The 17,963-nt window shown below is 35.4% G+C and carries 21 protein-coding genes; 7 read left to right on the top strand and 14 right to left on the bottom strand.

Going from position 1 to position 17,963, the window contains the following annotated elements:
- The first annotated feature begins 67 nt into the window (after window positions 1-67).
- Together Q3Y49_RS00860 and Q3Y49_RS00855 are read left to right on the top strand one after the other, a co-directional pair.
- On the top strand, window positions 68-1,246 hold the full coding sequence (locus Q3Y49_RS00860) for an acetyl-CoA C-acyltransferase (protein ID WP_303270326.1): 1,179 nt from the start codon (window positions 68-70) through the stop codon (window positions 1,244-1,246).
- A gap of 140 nt (window positions 1,247-1,386) precedes the next feature.
- Window positions 1,387-2,727 carry a toxin-antitoxin system YwqK family antitoxin gene (locus Q3Y49_RS00855; RefSeq protein ID WP_303270325.1) on the top strand — a complete coding sequence of 447 codons (1,341 nt, stop codon included), beginning with the start codon at window positions 1,387-1,389 and terminating at the stop codon, window positions 2,725-2,727.
- A gap of 158 nt (window positions 2,728-2,885) precedes the next feature.
- Here Q3Y49_RS00855 and Q3Y49_RS00850 read toward each other — a convergent pair whose 3' ends face one another.
- From Q3Y49_RS00850 to Q3Y49_RS18695, 5 genes are all read right to left on the bottom strand, one after another.
- Complete coding sequence (locus Q3Y49_RS00850) at window positions 2,886-3,284, bottom strand: magnesium citrate secondary transporter (RefSeq protein WP_303270324.1); 399 nt, start codon at window positions 3,282-3,284, stop codon at window positions 2,886-2,888.
- A gap of 2 nt (window positions 3,285-3,286) precedes the next feature.
- Window positions 3,287-3,574, bottom strand: coding sequence for a hypothetical protein (locus Q3Y49_RS00845; protein WP_303270323.1), 288 nt, complete (start codon window positions 3,572-3,574; stop codon window positions 3,287-3,289).
- A gap of 22 nt (window positions 3,575-3,596) precedes the next feature.
- The gene (locus Q3Y49_RS00840) at window positions 3,597-3,974 is read right to left on the bottom strand and encodes a DUF423 domain-containing protein (RefSeq protein ID WP_303270322.1); all 378 of its coding nucleotides are present in this window, start codon (window positions 3,972-3,974) and stop codon (window positions 3,597-3,599) included.
- Window positions 3,975-4,043: 69 nt separating this feature from the next.
- On the bottom strand, window positions 4,044-4,907 hold the full coding sequence (locus Q3Y49_RS00835) for a proline dehydrogenase family protein (protein ID WP_367892465.1): 864 nt from the start codon (window positions 4,905-4,907) through the stop codon (window positions 4,044-4,046).
- The gene (locus Q3Y49_RS18695) at window positions 4,904-5,236 is read right to left on the bottom strand and encodes a proline dehydrogenase family protein (RefSeq protein ID WP_367892464.1); all 333 of its coding nucleotides are present in this window, start codon (window positions 5,234-5,236) and stop codon (window positions 4,904-4,906) included. The genes Q3Y49_RS00835 and Q3Y49_RS18695 overlap by 4 nt, the downstream gene beginning before the upstream one ends.
- 90 nt (window positions 5,237-5,326) lie before the next feature.
- Here Q3Y49_RS18695 and Q3Y49_RS00830 point away from each other — a divergent pair, with 90 nt between their 5' ends.
- Entirely contained in the window at window positions 5,327-6,397 is a 1,071-nt protein-coding gene (locus Q3Y49_RS00830; protein WP_303270321.1) for a bifunctional 3-deoxy-7-phosphoheptulonate synthase/chorismate mutase type II, read from the top strand.
- The gene (locus Q3Y49_RS00825; RefSeq protein WP_303270320.1) at window positions 6,387-6,929 is read left to right on the top strand and encodes a prephenate dehydratase domain-containing protein; all 543 of its coding nucleotides are present in this window, start codon (window positions 6,387-6,389) and stop codon (window positions 6,927-6,929) included. The genes Q3Y49_RS00830 and Q3Y49_RS00825 overlap by 11 nt, the downstream gene beginning before the upstream one ends.
- Window positions 6,930-6,992: 63 nt before the next feature.
- Here the strand turns inward: Q3Y49_RS00825 and Q3Y49_RS00820 are convergent, their stop codons facing one another.
- From Q3Y49_RS00820 to Q3Y49_RS00810, 3 genes are all read right to left on the bottom strand, one after another.
- Complete coding sequence (locus Q3Y49_RS00820) at window positions 6,993-7,385, bottom strand: VOC family protein (RefSeq protein ID WP_303270319.1); 393 nt, start codon at window positions 7,383-7,385, stop codon at window positions 6,993-6,995.
- Window positions 7,386-7,427: 42 nt separating this feature from the next.
- Window positions 7,428-7,922, bottom strand: a complete 495-nt coding sequence (locus Q3Y49_RS00815; protein ID WP_303270318.1) for an SRPBCC family protein — start codon at window positions 7,920-7,922, stop codon at window positions 7,428-7,430.
- Between the two features lie 137 nt (window positions 7,923-8,059).
- Window positions 8,060-8,599, bottom strand: a complete 540-nt coding sequence (locus Q3Y49_RS00810) for an SRPBCC family protein (protein ID WP_303270317.1) — start codon at window positions 8,597-8,599, stop codon at window positions 8,060-8,062.
- Window positions 8,600-9,093: 494 nt separating this feature from the next.
- Between Q3Y49_RS00810 and Q3Y49_RS00805 the strand changes: the two genes are divergently transcribed.
- Together Q3Y49_RS00805 and aroB are read left to right on the top strand one after the other, a co-directional pair.
- Window positions 9,094-10,197, top strand: a complete 1,104-nt coding sequence (locus Q3Y49_RS00805; protein ID WP_303270316.1) for a chorismate mutase — start codon at window positions 9,094-9,096, stop codon at window positions 10,195-10,197.
- The gene (aroB, locus tag Q3Y49_RS00800; protein ID WP_303270315.1) at window positions 10,194-11,210 is read left to right on the top strand and encodes a 3-dehydroquinate synthase; all 1,017 of its coding nucleotides are present in this window, start codon (window positions 10,194-10,196) and stop codon (window positions 11,208-11,210) included. The genes Q3Y49_RS00805 and aroB overlap by 4 nt, the downstream gene beginning before the upstream one ends.
- On the opposite strand, the gene Q3Y49_RS00795 is transcribed toward aroB, so the two are convergent.
- Window positions 11,205-11,438, bottom strand: a complete 234-nt coding sequence (locus tag Q3Y49_RS00795) for a hypothetical protein (RefSeq protein ID WP_303270314.1) — start codon at window positions 11,436-11,438, stop codon at window positions 11,205-11,207. The two genes, aroB and Q3Y49_RS00795, sit on opposite strands and share 6 nt — an antisense overlap.
- Before the next feature lie 74 nt (window positions 11,439-11,512).
- Here Q3Y49_RS00795 and Q3Y49_RS00790 point away from each other — a divergent pair, with 74 nt between their 5' ends.
- Window positions 11,513-12,763, top strand: a complete 1,251-nt coding sequence (locus Q3Y49_RS00790) for a 3-phosphoshikimate 1-carboxyvinyltransferase (RefSeq protein ID WP_367892463.1) — start codon at window positions 11,513-11,515, stop codon at window positions 12,761-12,763.
- Here Q3Y49_RS00790 and Q3Y49_RS00785 read toward each other — a convergent pair.
- The 5 genes from Q3Y49_RS00785 to Q3Y49_RS00765 form a co-directional block, all read right to left on the bottom strand.
- The gene (locus tag Q3Y49_RS00785; RefSeq protein ID WP_303270313.1) at window positions 12,734-13,522 is read right to left on the bottom strand and encodes an ABC transporter substrate-binding protein; all 789 of its coding nucleotides are present in this window, start codon (window positions 13,520-13,522) and stop codon (window positions 12,734-12,736) included. The genes Q3Y49_RS00790 and Q3Y49_RS00785 overlap by 30 nt on opposite strands.
- 85 nt (window positions 13,523-13,607) lie before the next feature.
- On the bottom strand, window positions 13,608-14,132 hold the full coding sequence (locus Q3Y49_RS00780) for a YfiR family protein (protein ID WP_303270312.1): 525 nt from the start codon (window positions 14,130-14,132) through the stop codon (window positions 13,608-13,610).
- Between the two features lie 214 nt (window positions 14,133-14,346).
- Window positions 14,347-14,865 (bottom strand): YfiR family protein, encoded by a 519-nt coding sequence (locus Q3Y49_RS00775; RefSeq protein WP_303270311.1) that lies wholly within the window; start codon window positions 14,863-14,865, stop codon window positions 14,347-14,349.
- Window positions 14,866-14,965: 100 nt separating this feature from the next.
- Window positions 14,966-16,042, bottom strand: coding sequence for a M42 family metallopeptidase (locus Q3Y49_RS00770; RefSeq protein WP_303270310.1), 1,077 nt, complete (start codon window positions 16,040-16,042; stop codon window positions 14,966-14,968).
- Between the two features lie 615 nt (window positions 16,043-16,657).
- Window positions 16,658-17,938, bottom strand: a complete 1,281-nt coding sequence (locus Q3Y49_RS00765) for a metal-dependent hydrolase family protein (RefSeq protein WP_303270309.1) — start codon at window positions 17,936-17,938, stop codon at window positions 16,658-16,660.
- Window positions 17,939-17,963: the final 25 nt, after the last annotated feature.

Genomic DNA, 17,963 nt, shown 5'->3' with positions numbered 1-17,963 from the left:
TGATTCAGGTTTTATCCCAAGCTTATTTTAATTAATTTTACATTGAAACGACTAAAATAAAATTGTAATGCAAGAAGTATATATTGTGTCCGCAGTAAGGACACCAATCGGAAGTTTTGGAGGAAGTTTAGCTAGCCTAAGTGCTGTACAACTTGGTTCTGCCGCTATTAAAGGAGCTTTATCTAAAGCCAATGTAGACGCTAAAGAAGTGAATGAAGTATTCATGGGAAATGTAGTGTCTGCTAACCTTGGACAGGCCCCAGCCAGACAAGCGGCTATAGGTGCTGGTATAGGCTTTAATGTTCCGTGTACAACCGTAAATAAAGTGTGTTCATCCGGAATGAAATCTGTGATGTTCGGTGCTCAGAGTATCATGTTAGGTCATGCTGACACTATCGTTGCAGGTGGAATGGAGAGTATGTCTAACATTCCTTACTATATCCCAAAAGCTAGATATGGCTATAAGTACGGAAATGGCGAATTAGTTGATGGTCTTTTGAATGATGGTCTTTGGGAAGTTTACAATAAATTTCCAATGGGGAACTGTGCAGACAATACTGCCAAAGAGATGAAAATTACTCGTGAACAGCAAGATGAATATGCGATCAATTCCTACAAGAGAGTTGCAAAAGCTACTGAAGACGGAAGCTTTAAGGAAGAAATTGTTCCTGTTGAGGTTCCTCAAAGAAAAGGTGATCCCTTGGTAATTTCTGAAGACGAAGAGTTCAAAAATGTTAGATTTGAAAAAATACCAGGCCTAAGACCAGTTTTTGCAAAAGACGGAACAGTCACTGCTGCAAATGCTTCCACCATCAATGATGGTGCTTCAGCATTGGTTCTCATGAGCAAAGAAAAAGCTGATGCTTTAGGTATAAAGCCAATTGCTAAAATCAGAGGATTTGGTGATGCCGCACAGGATCCACTATGGTTTACTACTGCTCCTTCTCTAGCAATTCCTATTGCTATGAAAAGAGCAGGTGTTAGCAAAGAGGAAGTCGATTTTTATGAAATTAATGAGGCATTTTCTGCTGTAGCCATTGCTAATAATATGGAATTAGGTTTAGATCCTGAAAAAGTTAATGTATTTGGTGGTGCAGTTGCTTTAGGGCATCCTTTAGGAGCTTCAGGTGCAAGAATTATGACGACTTTGCATTCTGTCCTTAGCCAAAAAAATGGTAAAATAGGTGTAGCGGGTATTTGTAATGGCGGTGGCGGTGCTTCAGCTATTGTAATTGAGAAATTGTAAAGGCATTCCCTTGTTTGATGATTTTATATTCATCTACACAATATGGAACTTAACTGACAATTAAGTCATTCTACAATATTTTAACAGCTTGTAAGTTATCTTTGCAAGCTGTTTTTTATTAACCACATTAATAATTTTTCATGCGAGCTTTCCTCTTCCCCCTTTTTCTCTTTTTGTTTACAACTCAATTATTGTGCGCTCAAGAATTGCAAAAAATTTCCAATTATTATGATAGCACTGATCGTACCTCAACCAAAGAGGTTTACTTCATTGCCAATGGAGATACTAGCCAAATCCAGGGGGAGTATAAGAAATATTACGAAAGTGGTGAACTGATGGCCACGGGCATTTTTAAGGATGGTAAAGAAGATGGTGTTTTTGAAATGTACTATCCTGACGGGACTTTAATGAGAACGACTAACTTTGTAAAAGGAAGTCGAACTGGAAAAACAATAGTTTATGGTAAAAAAGGTAATACTTTGCAAGAAGCCAATTTTAAGAATGATACCTTAAATGGTAAACTCAAGCTGTATTATCCAGAAGGACAACTCAAAAGCGAAAGTGATTTTAAAAATGGGAAGCCTGATGGGGAAGTCTTGGAGTATTTTAAAGATGGAATCTTAGCCCAGAGAATTAATTATAAAAATGGAGAGCCAAATGGTATCAGCCAGCGCTACTACCCCAATGGGAAGATGAAAACCGAGGAGCATTACGTAAATGGGGAATTGAGTGGTGAATTTAAAACTTTCTTTAATAATGGTCAGTTGGAAACAGTTTTTGAAAATCAAAAGGGTGTAAAGTCTGGTGAATTTAAAACCTTTGACAGAGCAGGTAATTTGCTTTTAATTGGTTCTTATAAAGAAGGTAATTTAGATGGTGAAAACATTTCGTATTATTCTGACGGAACTGTAAAAGTTGAGCGCAATTACAAAAATGGCTTTCTTTCAGGGAATTTTTTAGAGTACGATAGCAATGGAAACTTACAAGTGAAAACTGTTTATTCCAATGAAGGAAATGATAGAGAAGTTGAAGAATTGTGGCAAAATGGTAAGCTGAAGTCGACTCAATACTTCAAAAGTGACGAGCCGTTTGGGGAGTGGACATTTTATAATGAAGATGAAGATTTAATAAAGATCGAAAATTATAGTAATGGTCAATTGCATGGGATGTATGCAGAATATTATAATGGGGGAGGACTTAAATATGAAGTAAATTATCAAGTAGGTAAAAAATCTGGATTGGAAATATCTTACTATCCAGACGAGCAAAAAAGGGAAACTACTATTTATAAATTTGGAAAAGCACATGGAGAATACTTTCAATATCATGAAAATGGAAAAGTAGCCATAAGCGGAAAATATGCTGGCAACAAAAAAGTGGAGGAATGGAAATACTTTAATCAAGCTGGTAAATGGTTGAAAACTGAAATTTACTTCAACGATAAACTACAAGAAACTAAATTTGCCGAAGAAGAGAATTAAGGATGCTGTATTTAATTCTACTTGGTTAGGAAAGATCCTATGAATTCAAATGGGTTGTAGGAGAACTTAGAATGCAGAGTTGCGAACTGCATCTTTTATCACAGAAAAAAGATGCAAAGTGATAATAATTGAGTGAGCGAAATATAAATGAATAAGAATTACAGTTTATACAATAACGCCAAATAATCCCTTTTTACTTTTTTACTAATCAGATTGTAATAGGTAAAGCCGCCTAGAGAGTATAAAATGACATCAATCCAGTCGGCCGTATATGTGGAGAGTTCTACCATTGGTAGAATTCCTTCAAATAGAATACTATAAAACAATACCACGATAGTTATAGCCTTCTTATCTAAGTGATAAAGATCCCTCAGGGGATGAATCCATTGAATTATTTGTGTACTTAGACCAAGGATTACCGGCATGCAAAGAAGGTCGTCAAGATAGGCATGGATAACAGGGACCGTAAAACTAAGCCAATTCTCAATCATCTGATTGGTCAAAAACAAAATCATGGTAATGTAGACCAATGGATTTTTTAGGGTCTGAAAAGTCATAATTATATAGGTAGAACAGCTGCTAACCAAGCGAAAAATCCAACTATCGACATAATTACGATATATGAGATATTACCAGCTTTTTTAGAAAACCTAATAAACGCATTATCATCTTCTCTGATGGTAAACATCCATTTATCCAGCTGTTCTTGTTTGTATTTTTTGATTTGTTCTAGTCTTTCTTGTTTAGGGTCTTGTATAGGTGCTCCACAATTTGAACATTTCTGCTGCTCCGAACCTTCAATATTGTTCCATTCCCCACAATTTTTACACTTAATTGAATTCGCCATATGAAGCTATACGGTTTGAGTCCTAGGCAGTTTTATAAATCCCGATTGCTAAAAGAACCCATCCAGCTATTAAGAAGACGCCTCCAATAGGCGTAATTGCTCCTAATTTAGAGATTCCCGTGGCGCAAAGTGCAAACAGACTTCCAGAAAAAATAATTGTTCCCAACAGGAACGAATATGAAGCGTAGCTTAATAGTCGGTGTTGAAAATGAAGCATCAAAATCCCTAATAGAATCAAGGCCAAACTATGGTACATTTGATATTTGACAGCAGTCTCGTATGTCTCTAGCCTTCCCGCTGCGCTTAAATTGTCTTTTAATGCGTGAGCTCCAAAAGCTCCTAAGATGACTGCTATTGCTCCTGAAATACTACCTAAGATGATAATTAATTTATGTGTCATATTTGCAATTATAAATTTCAGTGGGAGATACTCTGAAAAACTTCCAGTACTATCCTCCAACAGTCAATACTACTTTTTCTTTCTTTCTTCCTTCCGTCTCTGAATTTCTTCCTTTATCAATGAAAACTCTCGACTGCTTTGACCTGCAACTGCTGTATTTTCTTCTGCTCTTCTGAACAAATAGGGCATAACTGCTTTTACCGGCCCATATGGGACGTATTTGGCTACATTATAACCTTTGTCAGCAAGGTTAAATGAGATGTTGTCACTCATGCCGTAGAGTTGAGCAAAATGTACTCGCTGGTCACTAGGCTGAATACCATGCTTATCCATCATATAAGCTAGAAAATAGTTGCTATATTGATTATGAGTACCGTTAAATACGTAAAAATTATCTAAGTTTTCAACACAATACTCCAAGGCAGAATTATAGTCTATGTCAGTTCTTTCCTTCGAAATTTGGATGGGATTAGGATACCCCATTTCTTCTGCTCTTTCCGCTTCCTTTTCCATATAGGCACCTCTTACTAATTTTGCACCAATGAAGTAGCCTTTCTCAGATGCTCTTTTATGTGCTTTTTTCAAATTCTCAAACATATCTGCACGATACATTTGGTAAGTATTATAAATGATGGCAGTTTCTTTATTGTATTTTTCCATCATTTCATACACTACCTCATCTATTGGATCTTGCAACCAGCTTTCTTCTGCATCAATTAATACTCTTACATTTTGATCATGAGCTGCTTGACATATTTTCTCAAATCTTTCAATATTCCGTTGATGGATTCCCTCTTCTTTCTCCGTCAATTTCTGACCGGCCTGAATTTTTGTGAAGATTTTCCCTAAAGCAATACCTGATGGTTTAAATACACAAAAGGGGATATTATCATCATTAGCAGCACGATCAATCGTTCTCAGGATTTCATTCATAGTTTTATCAAATCCTTTTTCATTTTTGGCCCTTCTACGGAATAATCTAAAATGCTTCCTATTCCGTGAGAAGACAGCTCATCAATAGTGCCTTGGCTATCCTTGATAGTTACCCCTCCACAAAACTGGTCATAAACCGTCCAGTAGATCAATTTGCTGATGGGTAGATGCAAAGCAAATCCTAGCTTCACAAAAAATTTACCAATAGCTACTAACCATCCTTTCCCCATTAAAGTGAAAAGCCAATATGCTTTTCTTAATTGTCGATCTGACTTGCTGGTGAAGGCAATGGATACATCATCAAAAATTGGGTTTGTTGTTACTTCCATACAATTAATTTAAGTCCGCAAATATAAGGAAAACGATGTCACGTCCTTTTTGTTAAATTGATTAAATTGCATCTTTTTATTTAAAATTTTATGAAGATTAAAAATTGGTATTCAACAGGGAAACCGTGGGTAATTGCTGGCCCTTGCAGTGCGGAAACAGAAGAACAGTTGATACAAACGGTTGATGGATTGGTGGAGAGTGGTATTACAACTATTAGAGCAGGGGTTTGGAAGCCAAGAACTAGACCTAACAGCTTTGAAGGTGTAGGTGAAATGGCTTTTCCCTGGATTAAAAAGGCTAAAGAGCTATATCCACACTTGCAATTTGCAATAGAAGTAGCTTCTGCTGAACATGTAGACTTAGCATTAAAAAACGATATTGATATTTTATGGGTAGGAGCAAGAACTACTGTTAATCCTTTTAATATTCAAGAGATTGCGGAAGCGGTGCGAGGTGTTGATGATATCCCTGTTTTAGTGAAGAACCCCATTAATCCGGATTTGGCTTTATGGGTTGGAGCATTGGAGAGATTTGATGCTGTGGGAATCCAAAAACTAGGCGCAATTCATAGAGGTTTTTCTACCTATCAAGAAAGTATCTATAGGAATATTCCTCTATGGCAAATTCCAATAGAACTTAAGTCACGTTATCCTGAAATCCTTCTGATCAATGACCCAAGCCATATTGCAGGCAAAAGAGATCTACTTTTTGAAATCGCACAGAAGGCAATGGATTTACAGTATGATGGTCTAATTATTGAATCACACCGTAATCCTGATGAGGCATGGAGTGATGCTGCTCAGCAGCTGACTCCATTAGCGCTTAAAGAAATGCTAAACCAACTTAAAATCCGAGAGAAGAGCTTTCCAAATAAGGATTTTAGAAATGAGTTGGAAGGGATAAGAGACCAAATTGATGAAACAGATAAGGAATTGTTAGAAGTGTTATCTAGAAGGTTGGAATTAGTTAAGAAAGTAGGGCAGTATAAAAAAGAAAAAAATGTGGCTATATTTCAATTGGAACGTTGGAATAAAATTCTAGAAAACCGTCCTTTATGGGGAGAAAAATTGTTTTTGGATGCTCAATTTGTGAAATCTGTTTATCAAAGTATTCACGATGAGTCCATAAGGATCCAAACTGAAATCTATAATGAAGAATAAGAAGAAAATTTATACGCTGGGACCCAAAGGTTCATTTCATCATCTTTCTTGTGTTGAATATTTAGGTGGCCAACAAGAAATAGAATTTTGTGAAAGTTTTGCTGGGATTTATGAAGCAGTTCAAGCTGGACATCTCGGTTGGATTGCGCTGTATAACACTTTAGCTGGAGTCGTTGAAAACCATGAAAATGAAATTAACAAGAATTTCACCTTGCTAGACGAGATGGAATATGAGGTAAAATTGTGCGTTTGTTCAAAACCGCAAATAAAACTCAAGGATATAGTGAAACTATATTCCCACGAAAAAGCCTTTGGAGAAAGCAAAAGGTTTATTGCTGAGAATTTCCCAAATGCTACGTTGATTACCTGCTCTAGCACTTCTCACGCAGCAGATAAAGTGTCTAAGGAAAATGAGCTAAAGGCTGGAGCGATTTGTCACGCAGAAACTGCGTCCTTTTATGGTTTAAGCATTGTTTCAAGTATTCCGAATAAAAGAAAAAATCTGACGAGTTTTGGATTGTTTGCTGGGTGATTTCGGAAACATTGCGCAGGGAATTTGTCTACTTCAAATTCGGGGCAGATTTCCTTTCACCTTTTAATTATTAGAATGAAAACCGATAGTGTTACCTTCCGTATCCATGCAAATGCTACAAAATCCATGCTCACCAATAGGCTCTTTTTGCTGCAATAATTGTCCACCAGCAGCTTCAACTCTTGCTGCCTCTTTTCCACAGTCCTCGCTAGTGAAATAAATTAATGTACCACCACTACCAGGTTTTATCTCCTTTGTTTTACAGAGGGCCCCACTAATATTAGCATCTGATTCATTCCAGGGAAAGCTTACCATTTCTAAGTCTCCAAATCCACCAGGTGTTTGCATCGGAGTCATTTTTATTTGCAATACTTCTTCATAGAATTTTTGAGCCCTGCTCATATCTTCCACATAAATTTCTACCCAAGTAAATGGATTCTTTGATTGTGTTGCCATCTTTTTGTTTTTTAAAGAAAAAGTGAATAAATACTAATAATATCAACTGTTAACTAAATCCCTGGTTTCTTCTTGTTTTAAACCTTTTGCATGTAAAGTAATTCCGTACTCCAAAAACGCCTTTAAATTGGTAAGCCAGAATGTCCAGCCGGTGCTGCATCCTACATAAATTTCCATTTTACTTTTTTCATCAGTAGGGATGCTATTTTGAGTTAATATCACCTCTGTCTTCCCATCAATTTCATTAAGTTGTATTGTTACCGTTCCACCAGTTCCAAATGTGAAGGATATCAAATCTTTTCCATTAGCTTCTAAAATGTCACCTTTTTCAGTAAAGTCCCAATTATTCCATTTCCATGTAAATGTATCTCCCTTCTGCACAAAATCGTCAGGGGTTCTCTGTCCAGCATCGAAGTTGAAACTTGCGCTTTCTAGAAACCATTTTTCAATGTTCGATTGAGTTGCCCAGCATTGATATACGAGGTCAACAGATTTACTAATAATTATCCGTTTAGAAAATGTGTTCCAGTTATTCATTCCGGTGGTATTAAATGTAATTAAAATTGTGAGTCATTATACTGAGCCATTCACTAAATGCTTGTTTTTACTTCAGTCGAGAGCAGTTTCAGTATGCAATTTAAGGTGAAAAGACTGCAATAGGTGGTAAATGTCATTCAAGACTCTAAAATCTTTTTTAATTCCTGTAAGCCATATTCAAAATCAGCTCCGAGCATAGCTTCAAAATCCATGGCTAACAACATTAAGTTCATCGGATAATCCATTCTACCTTTGAAGCCCCAGATGACTTTTGTTTGATTGTCACCAACAGATTCTACTTCTATATATGCTTTTTCGGAAGATTCAAATGGTTCGAAAAACCTCAAAGCATAATCTATTCTTTTCCCTTCTTCAATACTTAAGATTTCTTGCTCCCCAACTCCAACATCGCTGCTGTCACTCTCCCAAGAGGACATGAACCCTACAGTCCCATCTACTCCTTTATATTCTTTTTTCATATGTGGATCCATGGTACTCCACTTGCTGAAGTTATCTTGGTTTTTTAGATACTTCACGTAATCAAATACTTCTGATTGACTTTTATTTATTACAATTTCTCGCTCAACAGCATAGTCCTTTTCAGTAAAAGCACCTACAATTAAAGCCAATATGATGAAACCTAGAATGGCAATTCCTATAATTTTTAAAATTTTCATATGTAATAGTTTAAAAAGTGTAATCGAAAATAAAGATTTAATTTGAACGGATTGCTAATATGTTATTCCTGATCCTTCTCATCTTTCTTTTTTTAGATTGTTAGTAGTAAGTTATTAAGCATGTCATAGCTAATAATAAGGTTTTTTTTAATGATATTTTGAATTAGTGTTATAAACCAAATAATAAAAGCTAACGAACGTTAGATAAGGGTGTTATAGCTATTTTTATAAAATAATTTAGAATTTTATTTTGTTTTAAAGAATCATCATTTTACATTTGAAGCATGAGAAAAACACAAGGACGTTTTTATTTTTACTTTTATTTTAGCCCGTTCAGGCGAGTCGGTCCTTGTTATGCTATGTAATTTCTAAATTAAATCATACTGCAAGCCCGATTCGAGAGAGTCGGGCTTTTTTTTTGCCCGTTCAGGATTGAAATGCTACGGGATCAAATTTTAATCGAATTGAAACAGGAATAGTAAAACAAGAAAATTATGAATACTTTAAAAATGAAAGATTGGGGCTTGGGACTAGGAAAGCACGTGGTAATCGCAGGCCCATGTTCAGTTGAAACTGAAAAGCAAATAGATGAGCTTTGCAATAGCTTTGAACGAGAACCGCAAATTGGAATGTTTAGAGGTGGTGTTTGGAAACCTCGAACACGGCCAGGTAATTTCGAAGGCTTGGGAGAAGAAGCATTACCTTGGCTTCAAAAGGTCAAGAATCGTTTGCATATTCCCGTTTGTGTGGAAGTTGCCAATGCCAATCATGTGGAATCTGCTTTAAAGCACGGGATAGATGTATTATGGATCGGTGCTAGAACAACTGTGAATCCATTCTCAGTACAAGAGATTGCAGATTCCTTACGAGGGGTTGATATTCCAGTAATGGTTAAAAATCCAATCAATCCAGATTTAGCCTTATGGGTTGGGGCTTTAGAAAGGATGTACGATGTTGGTATCAATAAATTAGCTGCAATTCATAGAGGATTTGCTGATCCTTATGACAAAATTTACAGAAATAAGCCGAATTGGAATTTAGCTATGCAGTTAAAATTGGAGTTACCTGAAATAGAAATCATTAATGACCCAAGCCATATTGCAGGGAAATCGGAAATGGTACAAACTGTAGCTCAAAGAGCTTTAAATTTTGGAATGGACGGACTAATGATAGAAACTCATCCAGATCCTGCAAAGGCCTGGTCAGATGCTCGACAGCAGTTAAACCCTGAGCAATTATTAACACTTCTGAAGGAGATTTCTTTTCGTGAGAGAATAGATTTTGAAAATCAAATTCCTGAAAATTTGAAAGAAATGCGTGATTCTATCGATCATATTGATCAAAAACTAATAGATTTACTATCTGATCGATTTCATTTGATTGACAAAGTAGGGGCATACAAAAAAGCACATGACTTATCAGTTTACCAAGGAGGCAGATGGAAAGATGTTTTAGCTAGCAGGGTAGCGTTAGGTACTGAAAAAGATATGAGTGAAAAATTTATGAAAAGCTTACTGGTCGCCATACATGATGAATCAATCAAAAGACAAGAAAAGCAGATTGCTAACAAAGACGTAGAACCTTTAACCATTATATGAGCAAAGTATATTTTGAGAAAGTTAGCTATATAACGGAGCTTCTTGCTTCAGGTCAATACTCTCAGGTGTTTGTATTAGTAGATGAAAATAGCAAGGAGTATTGCTATCCTATACTTAAGGAGTATTTAGAGCCTCATAAATTAATTGAAATTTCTTCTGGAGAGAGAAATAAAACGCTTAGCAGTTGCAATTTGGTTTGGAGTGCACTAACTAATGCTACAGCAGATCGGAAGACATTACTTATCAATTTAGGTGGAGGGGTAATCACTGACATGGGTGGATTTTGTGCAGGTACTTATAAGAGAGGAATTAGATTTATAAACATCCCAACCACTTTATTATCACAAGTGGATGCAAGCGTGGGAGCTAAAACCGGTATTGACTTTCAGGGCTATAAGAATCATATCGGATTATTTTGTGAAGCAGAGGCTGTATTGGTAGATTCGGTATTTCATGATACCTTACCTCAAAAACAATTGATTTCAGGTTATGCTGAAATGCTTAAACATGGCTTAATAGCAAATCAAAAGCATTGGCAAGATTGTCTTGATAATGGTAGTAATAGTTTCGGGAACGAAATAATACAACAGTCAGTAGCAATAAAAGAAGAAGTAGTAAAAGCAGATCCTACAGAAAAAGGATTAAGAAAAATATTGAATTTTGGACATACGATAGGCCATGCAATAGAAACTCATTTATTAGGTACAAGCAGTGAATTATTACATGGCGAGGCAATAGGGATCGGTATGATTGCAGAAGCTTATATAAGCAAATCTAAAGGATTACTAGCTGAAAGTGAGTTTCAGATTATAGTGGAGGAATTAAGGAAAATTTACAGCAGTCCTAAAATTGAAAAAGCCTCTTTAAATAATATAAAAAGGCTTTGCAAGCAAGATAAGAAAAATGAAAATGGTAACCTCAATATGAGTTTACTTCAGAATATTGGCACAGCAGTCTATGATATTCCTGTTGAAGAGGAAGTGATAGATCAAGCCCTAGCCGAGATATTATAACTTCATTTTTTCACGAAAAGTCTTAGCACTGTGAATAGCAGAATCACTTAAATCATTAAGCCAATCTGAGTCTAATCCTTCTTCAGTGTGTCTTTTGATATTTCTTAATCGATCTGTTACAGTTCTTGTAACTTTTTTACCATTTTTACTGCTTAAAAAAGCTCCTGCGGCAACAACAGCAGCCGCACCTGCTAAGAATGAAAAAATTGATTTACTTGTGGTACTCATTTTATTTAAATTTTAAAGTTGACAGCTTTATAACGTTCAACTTATAAAAACAGTTTAAACCAATAAAGAATATTTTGAATTATTTTATAAAACAATATAAAAATTCTACCAATCAGCAAATTTGTTCTATCAATTTGCCCAGCTCGAAAAGCGAATCTAATAGATTGCTGATAATGAATGCTCTTTCAGGGGGTAAGATTACCATTGAGAATCTTTCAAGTGCAAGAGACACACAGACCCTTATTAAATTATTAACGGCAGATTTAGACAGCCAGATTTTTGATGTGCTAGACGCAGGAACTGCCATGCGGTTCTTAACTGCTTATTTTGCAATTACTACTAAAAAGGAGGTGATATTAACAGGTACTGAACGCATGCAAAACCGTCCAATTGGTACCTTGGTGGATGCTCTTCATTCAATTGGAGCAAATATAAGTTATGAAAATAAGGATGGTTATCCTCCATTGAGAATTAATCCTTTTCAAGAGCAGATTAGCTCAACACTATCAATTCCTGGTAATATCAGTAGTCAATATATTTCTGCTTTGCTGATGGTGGCACCTATTCTACCTAGTGGGTTGGAAGTGGAAATAGAACCTCCGACCTTCAGTAAACCCTATATTGACATGACTTTGGGTCTGATGCATTTATCAGGAATTCGATATTCTCAAAATGGAGACTTTATCAAAATAGCTCATCAGGGATATCAAAAAAGTATGCAAATTGTTGAGTCAGACTGGTCAGCTTCAAGTTATTGGTTTTCTATAATTGCTCAATCTAAAATTGGTAAAAAAGTGCTTTTAGAAGGGCTGAAATCAGAAAGTTTTCAAGGTGATCAAGTAATAAAAAGCATGGCCAGAGATTTTGGTGTAAATTTTGAATTTAAGAATGAAGGACTGTTAATTGAAAAGCATAGCTTAGCTTTAAAAAAAGAACTAAAATTGGACTTCAGAAAATGTCCAGATCTAGCCCAAACCGTTTTGCCTTGTGCAGCTTCCTTGAAAATCAATTTGGAAATGACAGGTTTGGAAAGTTTAAGGATAAAAGAAACAGACAGAATTTTGGCTCTTCAAAATGAGCTAGCTAAGTTCAATTGCCAATTAATTGAATCAAAGAAAGGGGTTTGGAAGCTTAAAACCAGTGATTTCTCGATTAAGAGCGAGCCTATTATCGAAACATATGAGGACCATAGAATGGCAATGGGATTTGCTCCACTAGCAATAAATAATGCTTTGCAAATAAATGATATTGAAGTAGTCAATAAGTCCTATCCTACTTTTTGGGATGATTTGCAATTATTCGGATTTGAGTTCATGCAAAAGTGAATTAAAATATTTTGGGGCTTTTAACATTCGACTTCCATACCAGCTAAACATTTCCCCATCCACAATTTTAAACTTTGCTTTAGGATATGTGGTAGTTAATTGTTCAATATGTTTAGTGTGGAAAGGGAAGGGTTCAGAAGAAAGAAAGATATAGTCTGGATTCTCCTTAATGATTTCATCCATATTTATTTCGGGGTAGCGTTCCTTGGAAATAGTATTCGTGAAGCCAGAATAGCTAAGCATTTTTGAAATAAATGTATCTGGACCAGCCCACATCCAAGGGTTTTTCCAAATGCAATAAGCGACTTTCTTTCTTTGATGCGCTATATGTAGAGAGTCAAAGTCCAGTTTTATTTGTTGCGTTATAGTCCTTGCTTTTTCTTCAGTATCTGTTAAAAACCCTATATCGATCATCATTTGAATTGCAGTACTAAAATCAGTGACATCCGAAACATAGACAGGGCAATTTTTTGAAAGTTTGTCAACGAAGCTCTTCACATTCTCTTCTTTGCTGGCAATTATTAAATCAGGATTTAAGTCTTTTATTTTTTTAAGGTGCTGCTGTTTTGTACCGCCAATAATTTGTTTTTCATTTCTCCAACTCATTGGATGAACGCAAAATTTTGTGATGCCGCTAACTCTTTCTTCCAAGCCTAAATCATACAAAAACTCAGTTATTGATGGGACCAAGCTGATTATTCTTATAGGCTTAGAATTTAAGCTTAAGTGATTACCGATTTGGTCCTGAATTTTGACCATATATTTTTTATTTAATGAATGAATTGTCAAAAAAAAAGCCTCGTCTTTTTGGACGAAGCTTTGAGTAAAATAGTTATTAATTTACTTAAATTGCTATTCCCATGTTTACCAACTGACTTGATACTTTCAAGTTGCTATTGTCAAAAGTGGCTTGATTTATTTCAAACTTCAATTTCCCACCGGCTTCTCTAAAATTAATAGAAGATCCTTTTTTACCTAATCCAGGCTTGTCCGTAATGATTAACGTTGGCTTTGTGTCATATTTTCCTAAAATATCTTCAAAGTCCTTACTTTTATTAGATGCTACGTATAGAACATGTGCTGCACCCATTTGAGCAACATCTGATACATTTACAATATTGGTATTTTGACCTTTTATTTCCCTTTGTCCATATAACTTGAATAATTGATTGTATACATCATCATCCCCATATACAGCAATTACGAAATCACCAGATTTAGTTTCAGAAGGCCACTCTACGTATTTAATAAAATTAAATATCAACATGGTGTGAATTTCATGCATTGGTCTCTGTGCATTGACATTAAATGAGTTAAAGCCAATTGAAACACAGAAGGCAATTATAAATATTTTAAATGTACGTTTCATATCTTAGATATTTTTCTCCCTATTTATAACAAAATTACTACTATTCTTTAGAAAATTATATTTTTATAAAGAATAAAGCATCAAATTGTAAAATGATATTAAAATATTATAAGTTTTAATTATAATATTTTAATTGTAATGAAAAAACCCTAGCAATGAGATCTAAACGAGTCTCCAGCTAGGGTAAAAAACTAAACTAAATCACTATATTTTATTAAATCAATATTCCCATGCTGGATAATTGATTTGAAACCTTCAAGTTATTTCCTTTTATGGATTCTTGGTTGATTTCAAATTTTAATTTTCCGTTTATTTCTTGAAAATTAATACAGCTTCCTTTCTTACCCAAACCATTTTTATCTGTAATCATTAAGGTAGATTTTCCTGTAAATTTTTCTTTTGCTGTGTCAAATTCTCTGCTTCTGTTGCTTGATAAGTAAAGAACATGAGCATTATTTACGGCACTAACATTATCTACATTTACCACTTTAACAGCCTGTCCTTTCACGGTTCTCTTTGCGTAAAAATTTTGAATGGTAGAAGCAACGTCTTCATCACCTACTACTGCAATAACAAAATTACCTGATTTGGCATCTGCTGGCCATTCCACATATTTAATAAAATTAAACATGAGCATAGAATGGATTTCATGCATTGGTCTTTCTCCTGATTTTAAAGAGAAACCAAAAGCCATTAATGCGACTACGATAAATACTCTACTGATTCTTTTCATTTTGTGTTTATTGATAATTTACTCTACAAAGGTAGAATTATGATTTTTATCAGTAAATCGAAAAAGTCTCAATAGCTTTCAGGAGTAATATTTTGATAAATTAAGACAAATCGTATCTAAAATTATGCTTGTCTTTAAGGTTTACAATGAATGAATGTAATAAATTAATAACTGATTGTACATCCTTGCTATGTACCATTTCTACAGTCGTATGCATGTACTTAAGTGGAAGTGATACCAAAGCAGACGGAACGCCCTCGTTACTGTACGCAAATGCATCAGTATCAGTGCCAGTAGCTCGGCTTGCTGCTGATCTTTGAAAAGGAATATTCCCTTTTTCCGCCAGCTCTATCAACATCTTTAAAAGATTGTTTTGAACTGCCGGTCCGTAAGTTAAAACCGGACCTCCACCAGACTTCTGATCACCGCTTTCAATCTTATTGTATAAAGGTGAATGAGTATCATGACATACATCGGTTATAACGGCCACGTCTGGTTTGATGTGTTGTGCTATCATTTGGGCTCCTTTTAATCCCACTTCTTCTTGAACAGCATTGACTATATATAAAGCAAAAGGAATTTTGTCCTTATTTTCATGGATTTTTCTTGCGACTTCCGCTATCATAAATCCACCGATTCGATTATCTAGTGCACGACCAACAATGTAATCTTTATCTTTCATGTACATGGGCTCGTCATCAAAAGTAATAACGCAACCTACATGAATTCCCATTTTTTCAACTTCTTCCTTATTATCGGCTCCAACGTCCACAAATATATTTTTTAATTCTGGTTTGATGTCGTTTTCTTTATTGCGGACATGTATGGCTGGCCAACCGAAAATTCCTTTGACCACCCCTTTTTCAGTATGTATATTTACTCTTTTTGAGGGTGCAATTTGGTGATCTGAACCACCATTCCTGATTACATAGATATAGCCATCATCGGAAATATAATTAACAAACCATGAAATCTCATCAGCATGAGCTTCGATCACCACTTTATATGGTGCATCTTTATTGATAATTGCCGCTACAGTTCCGTAATTGTCCTGAATGAACTCATCTGTATAAGGTTTGATGTAATCTAGCCAAAGTTTTTGGCCACTGGTCTCAAATCCCGTTGGTGCTGCGTTATTTAAATATTTAAATAGAAAGTCTTCTGCTATCTTATCCATAATTGAATTTTACAAGTTTAATCTTGCTAAGATAAGCGTTGGAGCTAGTAAAAGGTTACTAGATATCCGTAAATTATGAAAATCGAAAGATTAAGTTCTGCCTGCAACTAAAAATGGGAATAAGAAAATCCCTGCGATTATGCTAAAGGAAAAGCCAACTGCAAAACCTAGCAATCTAAAAGGAAGTAGTATCAACCAAATTATAGGGTAAATAAATAGCACAATAATTGCCAAAGGCCAACATATTACTAGTAGTATACACCAAAGTAAGAACTTTATCATGATTTTAGTTAGTTTTTAAAAGCATAATTCAATTGTTGTGCCAATAGCTCATATGTCTATATCTCAGCTATAATGTACATGGATGCTTGAATCAGTCTTAAATACGGACAGTCGATCGTTCGTATTTGAACACGAGGGATGACCTATTTAATTGAAAATGACGAGTGAATGTCTTATTTAAAAGGGCCTTTAGCGTGCTGGGTTTTCAACAAAAAAGCCCATAAGTACTTAAAATAATTATGGGCTAAAATTGATGTGAATTTGGCATCTAGAATTAAGCAAATCCAAGCCGTGACCTTTTTCTACGTTCTAGTATTGAACAATTAACTCAAATTATTGATTTTTAAAAATTTTTCCTTTTTTCATTACAAAATCTACTGATTCCATCGTCCTGATATTTTCCGTAGGGTCTTCACTTACTGCAATTATATCAGCAATTTTGCCTTGTGAAATTGATCCATATTGGTCATAAACATTTAGAAGCTTAGCTGGAGTTACAGTTGCAGAAATAATGGATTCCATGGGTTTCATTCCTGCTTCTACCATATAGCCAAATTCCTTTCCATTATCACCATGTATAAATACCCCAGCATCGGTTCCGAAAGCGATGTTAACACCGTATTTGTAAGCTTTGCTAAAAGTATCTTGAATCTTTGGCCCTATTGCTTTTGCTTTAGGAACTACGACTTCTGGGTAATAGCCTTCAATTTCTGCTAACTCCGCTACACTTTTGCCTGCTGTAATGGTCGGGACATAATATGTATCATATTCTTTCATCAATTTCATAGTTTCTTCAGACATTAAAGTACCATGTTCAATGGTTTTGATTCCAGCCCTTATGGCACGCTGCATTCCTTCATCCCCATGAGCATGAGCTGCAGTTAGCATTCCGTAATCATTCGCAGTTTCTACAATAGCCTTTAATTCATCTTCAAAGAATTGAGGATTTTGACCACTTTTAGCCATACTTAAAACACCACCAGTCGCGGTGATTTTGATAACATCTGCTCCGTTTTTATAGCGTTGTCTGACTGCTTTTCTTGCCTCCTCCGGACTATTCACAACACCTTCGGCAGGCCCTGGATTTCCCATTAGGTCATCCTTATAGCCATTAGTTGGGTCTGCATGACCTCCTGTTGTTGCTATTGATTTTCCAGCAGAATAAATGGTTGGCCCATCTACAAAGCCTTTATTTATTGCATCTCTCAAGCTGCTGTTAACTCCACTTCCACCCAAATCACGAACCGAAGTAAAGCCTGCCATCAATGTTTTTTTAGCATATACTGTGGACTGAAAAGCAATATCGGCATCATTTAAAGTAAATCTTTTGATATACCCATCCTTTGAGGTTTCGCTCTCTAGGTGCACATGCATATCGAATAGTCCTGGCATTACTGTTTTTGATTTTAGATCAATGGCCTGAGCACCCTCAGGTGCTTCTACATATCCATTTTCAATCGACTGTATTTTATCGCCCTCTACGATAATGGTCATTTCATTTAAGATTTTGGATTTCTCCACATCTATTAATTTTCCACAATGCAAATAGCTTGTTTGTGCACATAAACTGGTGCTTAAAAAGCCCAATATTAAGACTTGTAATAGCTTTTTCATATAATGTTAATTTTACGTATTATTT

The sequence above is a fragment of the Marivirga harenae genome (genome assembly GCF_030534335.1).
Lineage (GTDB): Bacteria > Bacteroidota > Bacteroidia > Cytophagales > Cyclobacteriaceae > Marivirga > Marivirga harenae.
Note: the sequence above shows the minus strand (reverse complement) of the source record. Positions and strands in the feature narration are given on the sequence as shown.

Bases quoted from the DNA above. Each gene is read 5' to 3' on its own strand.
- Q3Y49_RS00835 (WP_367892465.1), bottom strand. From the start codon at position 4,907: ATGAATGAAATCCTGAGAACGATTGATCGTGCTGCTAATGATGATAAT.
- Q3Y49_RS00850 (WP_303270324.1), bottom strand. From the start codon at position 3,284: ATGACTTTTCAGACCCTAAAAAATCCATTGGTCTACATTACCATGATT.
- Q3Y49_RS00785 (WP_303270313.1), bottom strand. From the start codon at position 13,522: ATGGTCAAAATTCAGGACCAAATCGGTAATCACTTAAGCTTAAATTCT.
- Q3Y49_RS00780 (WP_303270312.1), bottom strand. From the start codon at position 14,132: ATGAAACGTACATTTAAAATATTTATAATTGCCTTCTGTGTTTCAATT.
- Q3Y49_RS00775 (WP_303270311.1), bottom strand. From the start codon at position 14,865: ATGAAAAGAATCAGTAGAGTATTTATCGTAGTCGCATTAATGGCTTTT.
- Q3Y49_RS00845 (WP_303270323.1), bottom strand. From the start codon at position 3,574: ATGGCGAATTCAATTAAGTGTAAAAATTGTGGGGAATGGAACAATATT.
- Q3Y49_RS00795 (WP_303270314.1), bottom strand. From the start codon at position 11,438: ATGAGTACCACAAGTAAATCAATTTTTTCATTCTTAGCAGGTGCGGCT.
- Q3Y49_RS00820 (WP_303270319.1), bottom strand. From the start codon at position 7,385: ATGGCAACACAATCAAAGAATCCATTTACTTGGGTAGAAATTTATGTG.
- Q3Y49_RS18695 (WP_367892464.1), bottom strand. From the start codon at position 5,236: ATGGAAGTAACAACAAACCCAATTTTTGATGATGTATCCATTGCCTTC.
- Q3Y49_RS00765 (WP_303270309.1), bottom strand. From the start codon at position 17,938: ATGAAAAAGCTATTACAAGTCTTAATATTGGGCTTTTTAAGCACCAGT.
- Q3Y49_RS00840 (WP_303270322.1), bottom strand. From the start codon at position 3,974: ATGACACATAAATTAATTATCATCTTAGGTAGTATTTCAGGAGCAATA.
- Q3Y49_RS00860 (WP_303270326.1), top strand. From the start codon at position 68: ATGCAAGAAGTATATATTGTGTCCGCAGTAAGGACACCAATCGGAAGT.
- Q3Y49_RS00855 (WP_303270325.1), top strand. From the start codon at position 1,387: ATGCGAGCTTTCCTCTTCCCCCTTTTTCTCTTTTTGTTTACAACTCAA.
- Q3Y49_RS00770 (WP_303270310.1), bottom strand. From the start codon at position 16,042: ATGGATAAGATAGCAGAAGACTTTCTATTTAAATATTTAAATAACGCA.
- Q3Y49_RS00830 (WP_303270321.1), top strand. From the start codon at position 5,327: ATGAAGATTAAAAATTGGTATTCAACAGGGAAACCGTGGGTAATTGCT.
- Q3Y49_RS00805 (WP_303270316.1), top strand. From the start codon at position 9,094: ATGAATACTTTAAAAATGAAAGATTGGGGCTTGGGACTAGGAAAGCAC.
- Q3Y49_RS00810 (WP_303270317.1), bottom strand. From the start codon at position 8,599: ATGAAAATTTTAAAAATTATAGGAATTGCCATTCTAGGTTTCATCATA.
- Q3Y49_RS00815 (WP_303270318.1), bottom strand. From the start codon at position 7,922: ATGAATAACTGGAACACATTTTCTAAACGGATAATTATTAGTAAATCT.
- Q3Y49_RS00825 (WP_303270320.1), top strand. From the start codon at position 6,387: ATGAAGAATAAGAAGAAAATTTATACGCTGGGACCCAAAGGTTCATTT.
- aroB (WP_303270315.1), top strand. From the start codon at position 10,194: ATGAGCAAAGTATATTTTGAGAAAGTTAGCTATATAACGGAGCTTCTT.